We start from the raw sequence: 6,579 nt of genomic DNA on the forward strand, positions 1-6,579 counted from the left end.
ATTGTGGGGATATGTTTAAAGAGAACATTATTTTATGCAAAGTCAATGATGTGTGTTACGATAACAATGACAGAGAATTGTTCTTTGATAATCAACTGTTTTAACAGTAACTTTGCATAATATTTTTCTTGGGATAACATAGGTTATCCAAAGCTTTGGATAACCTATGTGCAAGGGCATTCACAATAGCCTCTTCAACCGCGAATAAAGGAATTTCCGGCGGTCATTTTACCTGTGCAGTATGCTCTTGCTGGATAACAGGTAATTTAATACTGCTTAACACAAACGAAACCGCGCGGTCAACCTGATCAAAAAGATTTCCATCGTATATATGATACGAAGGAAACGGCTTCTCTACTTCCGTGCCGGAAAGTTGTAGACATTTTGTTTCAGCCTGGAGATGAAATTTATGCGGGTTTTTACCAAACAGCAGAATTGCTGCGTTCGTTAATTTATCCCCGTTCAGAAGATTCAAATGGATGAAAACGTCTTTTACGGGAGTATTTTCCGGTAAAGGAAAATTTCTTTTCTCTTTTGCCGTACATAAAAACCACTTTACTTTATCCGTATCTATGTCTTCCCACGAAGCCCTTTCGCACACCGCCTGGTCAAAAATACTTTTACCAACAATGCCTTTTTCGCGAAGAAATTCAATAAGGCTTTCATGTACTGCGTTCTTAAGTTCTTGAATATTCTGGAAACGATAATACTTGTAACCGGAATCCTCATCTTTGATCTCGCTTATTATCTTTTTAACTCTTTTATCTTTCGTATTATTTAACTTTCCTTTTATGTACGCTAAGACATATTTGGAGCTTTTTTGCGCTTCTCTAAATTCCTCTTCCGTAGCTGAGAGCTTATTTTTCGGAACCTTGCCGTATTCATCGCCAAAAATAACAATATAAACGTCGCAAGCGCGGACTTCTTTTAAATACACTGCTTTTGAAGACTTATCGCCAGCAGGGGCTTTTTCAAACAAGAATACTCTAAAGTAATCTTTGAGTAAAACATCGTTCTCAACTATCTCCTGCATCACAAGACGTTCTGCTTTTAGCTCTTTTTGAACTCCGCTAACAAATATTCTATATTTCATAACCAATTCCTTTAAGATTTTTCTTTATCATGTTTGTGTGTGTAACTATAAAGTATGGACTTTAAAATACCCATAATCTGGCATATTTCTTTAATTTTACCCATCATTCCGCTATCTGACATTCAGCTATTCAATAAAATAGAGAGTAATCTTCTTAAGTCCTTTTCCCCGAATCATTCCTTAGCCTATGTTTACGCACGAATCCACTACCTATCCCAATACTACTACTATTTTTGTATCCCTTTTTATCAACTAAGTCAAAATATTTTTACCTATATAAAAACCCTTTTCCAGGACAATCCACGTGTGCATAGTGTCACAAATCTTAAAAGCTATATATGAATTCTATATAAATGGCGGTTCTATGTCTAGAACCCCTAAAAGCTCAGTGACAGTATCATGAAAATCGCTGTCTCCACTCCATAACACAAAGCAGTCAATATTATTCTCTTTATCAATTAATATTAGCATAATCGATATAAACACTAACGCGTCCGGCAAGCAATGTCTCAAGCTGCTTAGTACCCTTGCAGGGAGCTTTTGGCTATCATAGAGAATGTTCAATATTTTTTAAGCGAGAAGATAAAATTCCGATTTCTTTCTTGGTTATGAAATCCAATCCTGGACTCTCAAGATTTTCATTTTTCTCTCGCAAAAATCGTGAGAGCCGCTGCATCGAAGTCTGGCAGAAATTAATTTTTCTTTTCCACATTCTGGACCTGCAAAGGAAACTTTGATTAATTTCTTTGTCCAGGTTTCCAATCTCTATGTTTTTCTGTTTTTTAAGTTTTCCATTATCCGACATTTATCCGGCATTTTTTGCGTTTATCCAACATTTAGCTATTCAATAAAATAGGATTACATTCTTGGGTAAAATTACTTTTCAGGACAATCCACATGCGCATAAATGTCCTATAAATGTCCCATAAATGTCCCAAAACATTGTTTCTTAACATTAAAATCTGTATGACATTTACATGACAATATCACGGCTTTCATGACACTATTTTACTAAATATTTTAAAGAATGTCCTTTGCCGATAGTTTTTACTTGACCTATTTCGGACATTTTCCCGGACATTCTGTAATTATTCCGGACATTGTCATTATTTAGCCTTTAATCCTCTTTTTTCTATACAAAGTCAGTTTCTAAGTAGATTGTTAGTTACAAGGAATAGAAATGCCTCAAGAGGTTGACATGACAGAAAAGACAGTGCCTGTGGCAGAAAAATCACAAGCTTTAGAGAAAGAGCAAGAGTTGGAAAAAGATATGGGCATGAGTTGATTTCAGAATTTCTGCGAATCCTTTAGAAATAGTGGAGAGATTTAAAACTTGGAAGTCACAAATTGTGATATCCAAGTCTGAGAAAAAGGGATTAAGGGGTAAGCACTACGCTTTTGCAGAGCTTATCGCAAATTGCGATAGGTTCAAATTATCAAAGCAGAAATTTGAAAACTTGAAGTCGCATTTTGCGACATCAAGTTGGGATCCCCTCTTACCACACAAGAGCGTGGATTAAAACAGAAATAAAACAATACTTGACGGAATGATATTATTGTGATATCAAATTATTATGCCGCGTAAAATACGACAACTTATTGCGGATTTAGAAAAAGTCGGCTTTGTTAATAGGGGAGGCAAAGGTAGCCATAGAAATTTTTTACACCCCAAGTGTCCTTACATTGTTCGGCTGTCAGGAAATCCTGGAACAGATGCATTGCCCTATCAGGGAAAAGCGGTAAAACGAGCATTAAAGGAGGTTACGCGATGAAAAAACCTAGCGATGATTACCTAAAAATTGTGGAGTGGTCTGAAGATGATCGGTGTTACGTTGGAATGGCACCAGGTCTAATTATTGGCGGCGTACACGGAGAGAGTCAAAAAAAGGTTTTTTATGAACTGTGCGAGGCAGTGGAAGAAGCTATACAAATACTACAGAAAGAGGGCAGACCTCTTCCGGCAGCAACGGCCAACAAGGACTATTCAGGGAAAATAGCATTGAGAATTCCTTCTCAATTACATAAAGTTCTTACTGCAAAAGCATTCCAGGCAGGTGAGAGTGTTAATAAGCTGATACAACATAAATTAGAAACCGCTGTATAAAAGAACTTAAGCAAGTAAAGAAGGTAAAAAACTATGAGTAATTTTCATCGAACTCAGGTCTATATTGAGAAAGAGCAAATGCGCTTGCTCAAAATAGAGGCAGGAAAAGAACGTCTCAGTGCTTCTGAGCTAATCAGGAGAGCAATTGACATGTTCTTAAAAACAAAAGGAAGAGACATTAACTGGAATAACGATCCTCTTACTAAAGCCATAGGCAATATCCACCTAGGAGTAAGCAATGCTTCCGTTAAACACGATCGGTATTTATATGGGCACAAGAAAAGGAGCTGATATTATGAAATTAACTTATGATCCTCGTTATAACACCGCTTATATTCGTTTTAGTGAAAAAGGGCAAGGAGTAGAGACAGTTCAGGTAAGTGATGAATTAAATGTAGATTTGACACCGGATGGAAAAATCTATGGCATTGAATTATTAAATGCTAATGAACAATTAAAACGAGAAGATACGGGAAAGTTTATGGTTATTAATGAAGAGACTGGGAAACATACCGAGTTGTCATTGGGTGTTGGATAGGTGAAGTCCATTATCATGACACAATTTAAAATCATTGTAGAAAAACACCCTGACGGTTATGTCTCATATCCATTAGGATTTAAAGGCGTTGTGGTTGGGCAGGGTGATACTTATAAGGAAGCTTTATCTGATATGAAATCAGCAATTCAGTTTCATGTTAAGACATTTGGAAAAGAGACATTAGAGACAGAGCCTCGAATTATAGAAGCTTTTGTTGCTGAAGTAAGCGTAGAAACTCATAGGAAAGCTGAATCATAGAGCAAAAAGAAAAGGATATTATGATGCGATATATGGTAGATCTTAAAAAAACTGAAAAAGGTTTTGCTGTTTGGTGTCCCGGATTACCAGGTTGTTGGTCTCAGGGACAAACTGAGATAAAAGCTTTAGAAAATATTAAAGACGCTATAAAGGGATATCTTGAGACAGCAGAGGAATTAACCCAAAAGAAAGAAATTAGATACGTAGAGGTAGTAAGGTAAAAAGAGTTTGACAAGATATATATTTTTGTATATATTTTATTTTGAATTATAGGAGTCATTACAATGGCTAAAAAACTTTTAAATTTTCAAGATGTTTTAAAAGAGGAACTCAAAGACAGCGAGTTCAAGAAATTCTACAAAGAAGAAGGGCAAAGATTGGCTTTAGAGTATAAGATTGCCAAACTTAGGCAGCGACAAGGATTAAGTCAAAAGGAGAAATTATGAGGACAGAAGTAATGGGACGGTATATTATAGCTGACCTTAATATCTGTCACGGCAAACCAACTTTTCGTGGTACACGTATCCTGGTGGCAGATGTACTTGAACAGATTGCTAATGGTATGGATTGGGAGGCAATTATTGAAGAATGGCGTGGGGCATTAAATAAAAAAGCAATTGCTGAAGCTATCCGTTTAGCTCGTGAAGCATTAGTCGCTCACGTACCAGAATTAGTGGCTGAGACAGCTCAACTGTGATTATTTTAGACGAAAGGAGAAATTAATTATGAATATAATTGGGAAAAAGATATTTAAACATGGCGGGAGCTATGCGGTAGATCTTCCAATGAGTTTTATTAAAAATACAGATATTAAGGAGGTTATTATAGAAAGTACTTCAGAAAAAATAAGCATTCGCCCCAAAACAGAACTGGATACCATTGAGTCAGAACCCATGTTTAGTAAATTTATCAATGTATTAGCAGCTGACGTTATGAAACATCCGGAAAAACTCCGTGATGTAAAAAAGGTATGGGATAAAGAATGGGATGAGCTTTTAAAAGGCGTTGATGATGATGGCGAGTAGTTATCTTTTAAGATACCATGTCTTTTATTATCAGAGAATTGTTCAGTTAAAAGAGCAAGTAAGAGAACTTCGCAATAAACTCGGTGATGAAGAATTTAAACAACATGAAATAGTAAAATTTGCTTTCCGTGTTCGTAAAGCTGATCAAGAAATAATCCCTCAGGATCCGGACCGTCCGGAATATCGTCTAAGAGGAGAGCTAAAAAAATACCGCCGTTATAAACAAGGTTTACAGCGTTATAGAATAATCTTTTGTTTTTCCAGCCATCCTAAAATTATTATATATTTATATCTGAATGACGAAAAACATCTCCGCAAAGAAGGAGCTAAGACAGATCCTTATGAAAAATTTAAAAAGCTTCAAAGGAAAGGATATTTTTCACATAGCCCGAATGATCCTAAAACTCAAGAATGGATAAGAAAGCAATGAGCATCCGGTTAAGAAATGAGAAAAAATATAGTGGGAAGTATGTGGCGCTTAAAAGCTTCACAAATGACACAGTTATAAGTAGTGGAGATCACATTCAGGAAGTTTATAAAAAAGCTAAAAAAAGGGATATAAGAATCCTGTTATAGCACATGTACCTAAAGAAGACATGGTTCTAATCTATTAATAAAATATTGGTGAAAAACATGAAAACATATAATGTAGACGAAGAAATCGCTAAAGAAAAATTCACATCAATAGGATATACCACTTTGGATTCCAAAAACAGAGTGACCCTGGGAAACAGGATTATGGGAAAAGCGCCATTAGGTCGCCTGGAAGTTGATGCCTTTGGAATTCTTATGGGAAGTGAAGGAGATATCCTGTTAAGGCCAATGGCAAGCGTTCCAAGTAGAGAATTATGGATTTATCAAAACCCAAAGGTCTTAAAAAGCATCCAAAATGGGTTGCAAGATGCCCAAGAAGGGAAAATTACCGAAGTAAGAGATGTTAAAGAATTTCTTAGAAAGTAGGGAAGATAATGAGAGAAACAATCACAATTAGTATGCCAGAAGAAATCAAAAAACAGCTTGATAAAATAACATCTCAAGAAGGAACAACGCGTAGTAACATTATCAGGGAGTCATTGCGAGATTATTTATTTATTCGCCAATTTAGGTCCATACGCAGAAGAATGGCGGCCAAGTCCCCTCGTGTCTATACCGACCAGGACATCTTTGACTGTGTATCATGAGAACACTGGCTAAAATTAAACATTTAGGGTAAATCCTTCATAGGATTAGCGTTTTTTCTTAGGGTTTCGCTTTCTTTAATTTTCGTTGATAAAAGGGGAATTTGTTGCAGTAAAATCTATATTATTGGTTGCTTTTTGAATTTCGCTTTCAAGAAAATCCCGAATCGGGTGGTCTATAAGAAAATGCAACACCTTCTGCGCATTTGTGGCAACTAATATATTCTTTCGCATTAAACTTGCTCCTAATATATTGAACTACTATCCAATATATTAGATAAACAACTTTTTGAACATATAAGGAACTGAAATACTTAATAGGACAATAGTCAAAGAGTCAGAAACATGGGCGCAGAAAGCTGATAGAAAACCCTTGGTTCTGC

At 36.0% G+C, this 6,579-nt stretch carries 15 protein-coding genes; 13 read left to right on the forward strand and 2 right to left on the reverse strand.

The window, feature by feature from the left end; translation table 11 throughout:
* Window positions 1-223: 223 nt before the first annotated feature.
* Complete coding sequence (locus KKC91_03625; protein ID MBU0477638.1) at window positions 224-1,093, reverse strand: DUF4062 domain-containing protein; 870 nt, start codon at window positions 1,091-1,093, stop codon at window positions 224-226.
* Between the two features lie 1,574 nt (window positions 1,094-2,667).
* On the opposite strand from KKC91_03625, the gene KKC91_03630 reads away from it, so the two are divergent.
* The 13 genes from KKC91_03630 (at window position 2,668) to KKC91_03690 (ending at window position 6,199) form a co-directional block, all read left to right on the forward strand.
* Window positions 2,668-2,865 carry a type II toxin-antitoxin system HicA family toxin gene (locus KKC91_03630; protein MBU0477639.1) on the forward strand — a complete coding sequence of 66 codons (198 nt, stop codon included), beginning with the start codon at window positions 2,668-2,670 and terminating at the stop codon, window positions 2,863-2,865.
* Window positions 2,862-3,197, forward strand: a complete 336-nt coding sequence (locus KKC91_03635) for a toxin-antitoxin system HicB family antitoxin (protein ID MBU0477640.1) — start codon at window positions 2,862-2,864, stop codon at window positions 3,195-3,197. The genes KKC91_03630 and KKC91_03635 overlap by 4 nt, the downstream gene beginning before the upstream one ends.
* 33 nt (window positions 3,198-3,230) lie before the next feature.
* A complete protein-coding gene (locus KKC91_03640; GenBank protein MBU0477641.1) occupies window positions 3,231-3,488 on the forward strand; it encodes a ribbon-helix-helix domain-containing protein in 258 nt (85 codons plus the stop codon).
* Between the two features lie 4 nt (window positions 3,489-3,492).
* Window positions 3,493-3,735 carry a DUF2283 domain-containing protein gene (locus tag KKC91_03645; GenBank protein MBU0477642.1) on the forward strand — a complete coding sequence of 81 codons (243 nt, stop codon included), beginning with the start codon at window positions 3,493-3,495 and terminating at the stop codon, window positions 3,733-3,735.
* A gap of 15 nt (window positions 3,736-3,750) precedes the next feature.
* Window positions 3,751-3,993, forward strand: coding sequence for a type II toxin-antitoxin system HicB family antitoxin (locus KKC91_03650; protein MBU0477643.1), 243 nt, complete (start codon window positions 3,751-3,753; stop codon window positions 3,991-3,993).
* A gap of 23 nt (window positions 3,994-4,016) precedes the next feature.
* Complete coding sequence (locus KKC91_03655) at window positions 4,017-4,214, forward strand: type II toxin-antitoxin system HicB family antitoxin (protein ID MBU0477644.1); 198 nt, start codon at window positions 4,017-4,019, stop codon at window positions 4,212-4,214.
* Window positions 4,215-4,277: 63 nt separating this feature from the next.
* Window positions 4,278-4,439: a hypothetical protein gene (locus tag KKC91_03660; GenBank protein MBU0477645.1), complete on the forward strand. Its 162-nt coding sequence runs from the start codon at window positions 4,278-4,280 to the stop codon at window positions 4,437-4,439.
* Entirely contained in the window at window positions 4,436-4,690 is a 255-nt protein-coding gene (locus tag KKC91_03665) for a DUF433 domain-containing protein (protein MBU0477646.1), read from the forward strand. The genes KKC91_03660 and KKC91_03665 overlap by 4 nt, the downstream gene beginning before the upstream one ends.
* A gap of 28 nt (window positions 4,691-4,718) precedes the next feature.
* Window positions 4,719-5,018 (forward strand): hypothetical protein, encoded by a 300-nt coding sequence (locus tag KKC91_03670; GenBank protein MBU0477647.1) that lies wholly within the window; start codon window positions 4,719-4,721, stop codon window positions 5,016-5,018.
* The gene (locus KKC91_03675) at window positions 5,002-5,448 is read left to right on the forward strand and encodes a type II toxin-antitoxin system YhaV family toxin (protein ID MBU0477648.1); all 447 of its coding nucleotides are present in this window, start codon (window positions 5,002-5,004) and stop codon (window positions 5,446-5,448) included. The genes KKC91_03670 and KKC91_03675 overlap by 17 nt, the downstream gene beginning before the upstream one ends.
* Window positions 5,445-5,594: a hypothetical protein gene (locus KKC91_03680; GenBank protein ID MBU0477649.1), complete on the forward strand. Its 150-nt coding sequence runs from the start codon at window positions 5,445-5,447 to the stop codon at window positions 5,592-5,594. Before KKC91_03675 ends, KKC91_03680 begins: the two co-directional genes overlap by 4 nt.
* Window positions 5,595-5,651: 57 nt before the next feature.
* Window positions 5,652-5,978, forward strand: a complete 327-nt coding sequence (locus tag KKC91_03685; GenBank protein MBU0477650.1) for a hypothetical protein — start codon at window positions 5,652-5,654, stop codon at window positions 5,976-5,978.
* Window positions 5,979-5,986: 8 nt separating this feature from the next.
* Entirely contained in the window at window positions 5,987-6,199 is a 213-nt protein-coding gene (locus KKC91_03690) for a ribbon-helix-helix domain-containing protein (GenBank protein MBU0477651.1), read from the forward strand.
* 75 nt (window positions 6,200-6,274) lie between these two features.
* Here KKC91_03690 and KKC91_03695 read toward each other — a convergent pair whose 3' ends face one another.
* A complete protein-coding gene (locus KKC91_03695) occupies window positions 6,275-6,430 on the reverse strand; it encodes a hypothetical protein (protein MBU0477652.1) in 156 nt (51 codons plus the stop codon).
* Window positions 6,431-6,579 lie beyond the last annotated feature (149 nt).

It is taken from the genome of bacterium (assembly GCA_018812485.1).
Lineage (GTDB): Bacteria > JAHJDO01 > JAHJDO01 > JAHJDO01 > JAHJDO01 > JAHJDO01.

Bases quoted from the DNA above. Each gene is read 5' to 3' on its own strand.
- KKC91_03625 (MBU0477638.1), bottom strand. From the start codon at position 1,093: ATGAAATATAGAATATTTGTTAGCGGAGTTCAAAAAGAGCTAAAAGCA.
- KKC91_03630 (MBU0477639.1), top strand. From the start codon at position 2,668: ATGCCGCGTAAAATACGACAACTTATTGCGGATTTAGAAAAAGTCGGC.
- KKC91_03635 (MBU0477640.1), top strand. From the start codon at position 2,862: ATGAAAAAACCTAGCGATGATTACCTAAAAATTGTGGAGTGGTCTGAA.
- KKC91_03640 (MBU0477641.1), top strand. From the start codon at position 3,231: ATGAGTAATTTTCATCGAACTCAGGTCTATATTGAGAAAGAGCAAATG.
- KKC91_03645 (MBU0477642.1), top strand. From the start codon at position 3,493: ATGAAATTAACTTATGATCCTCGTTATAACACCGCTTATATTCGTTTT.
- KKC91_03650 (MBU0477643.1), top strand. From the start codon at position 3,751: ATGACACAATTTAAAATCATTGTAGAAAAACACCCTGACGGTTATGTC.
- KKC91_03655 (MBU0477644.1), top strand. From the start codon at position 4,017: ATGCGATATATGGTAGATCTTAAAAAAACTGAAAAAGGTTTTGCTGTT.
- KKC91_03660 (MBU0477645.1), top strand. From the start codon at position 4,278: ATGGCTAAAAAACTTTTAAATTTTCAAGATGTTTTAAAAGAGGAACTC.
- KKC91_03665 (MBU0477646.1), top strand. From the start codon at position 4,436: ATGAGGACAGAAGTAATGGGACGGTATATTATAGCTGACCTTAATATC.
- KKC91_03670 (MBU0477647.1), top strand. From the start codon at position 4,719: ATGAATATAATTGGGAAAAAGATATTTAAACATGGCGGGAGCTATGCG.
- KKC91_03675 (MBU0477648.1), top strand. From the start codon at position 5,002: ATGATGATGGCGAGTAGTTATCTTTTAAGATACCATGTCTTTTATTAT.
- KKC91_03680 (MBU0477649.1), top strand. From the start codon at position 5,445: ATGAGCATCCGGTTAAGAAATGAGAAAAAATATAGTGGGAAGTATGTG.
- KKC91_03685 (MBU0477650.1), top strand. From the start codon at position 5,652: ATGAAAACATATAATGTAGACGAAGAAATCGCTAAAGAAAAATTCACA.
- KKC91_03690 (MBU0477651.1), top strand. From the start codon at position 5,987: ATGAGAGAAACAATCACAATTAGTATGCCAGAAGAAATCAAAAAACAG.
- KKC91_03695 (MBU0477652.1), bottom strand. From the start codon at position 6,430: ATGCGAAAGAATATATTAGTTGCCACAAATGCGCAGAAGGTGTTGCAT.